Source organism: Streptomyces sp. MCA2, assembly GCF_023544705.1.
Lineage (GTDB): Bacteria > Actinomycetota > Actinomycetes > Streptomycetales > Streptomycetaceae > Streptomyces > Streptomyces decoyicus.
Map to the genome: position 1 here is coordinate 1 of NZ_JAMJFM010000138.1, position 310 is coordinate 310.

At 69.7% G+C, this 310-nt stretch carries 1 protein-coding gene; it reads right to left on the bottom strand.

The features are described 5' to 3' along the window. Window positions 1-310 (bottom strand): condensation domain-containing protein (locus M8I34_RS41160; protein WP_250058174.1); only part of this gene is annotated, 310 nt, incomplete at both ends.

Sequence of the window (310 nt, forward strand, 5' to 3'; positions counted from 1 at the left end):
GTGGACGACCATGAAGACGCTGGCTTGGTGCTCACGTGCCAGGCGGGTGATGCCGTGGTGCAGCTCGGCGTCCCAGGTGAACGGGACGCTGTCGCCCTGGTAGCTGGCTTCGGCCGGCCGCGGACGGTCGGTGGGCAGCTCCAGCAGGTCGGGAAGGCCGGCCAGATGCTGCTGCCAGTAGTCGACCTGACCGGAGATGAGGCTCTGCGGGTCGCTCTCGTCACCGAGGACGTCGCGCTGCCAGAGGGTGTAGTCGGCGTACTGGACGGACAGTGGCGCCCACTGCGGAGTGGTGCGGTCACGGCGGGCG